The following is a 509-nucleotide window of genomic DNA, read 5'->3' on the forward strand; positions in this document are numbered from 1 at the left end:
GGCTCCGCGCCTCCGCCGGTGCTCAACCCGCGCCACAAGGCGTAACAAAAACGGTCGAGGCTCTAATCGCAGCTGGATGACAGTTCAGTAGCAGGTCACTGGCCATCAGCATGCCGAGACCGTCCAACACCGACCATGCCAAGACGCCGGCGGCAGCGCCATACCACTACGGTTCGCAATGTCGAGTTGGCAAAGGCCATCGATTGGAGTGCCTCCGATTAGCCTGCGCCCAGCGTCGACAATCGGCATAGGGGATCAGGCTCTTTTTGCGAGCCTGCTGAGTGTCGATCGCGAGCAACCGGTAGCGGAAACAATACTGTTCCAACTTTGCCCGTCCTTAAGCATTTTCACGATAGCCGCATTGCGTTTCGCGTCTTCAGGTCGGCCTCGATAAAGACCGCTGCGCCTAGCCTTCTCGATACCTTGCGACTGACGACGACGCCGGTCCTCATAGTCCTTCCTGGCGATAGCCGCGAGCATGTCGAGCATCATTCCATTGATCGCTGCGA

The 509-nt window shown here is 58.5% G+C and carries 1 protein-coding gene; it reads right to left on the minus strand.

Features of this window, described 5'->3' with window-relative positions:
- Window positions 1-255 precede the first annotated feature (255 nt).
- Window positions 256-509: helix-turn-helix domain-containing protein (locus tag X742_RS140195; RefSeq protein ID WP_023775679.1), on the minus strand; the 254-nt coding region annotated here is incomplete at its 5' end.

Source organism: Mesorhizobium sp. LNHC229A00, assembly GCF_000502415.1.
Taxonomy (GTDB): Bacteria; Pseudomonadota; Alphaproteobacteria; order Rhizobiales; family Rhizobiaceae; genus Mesorhizobium.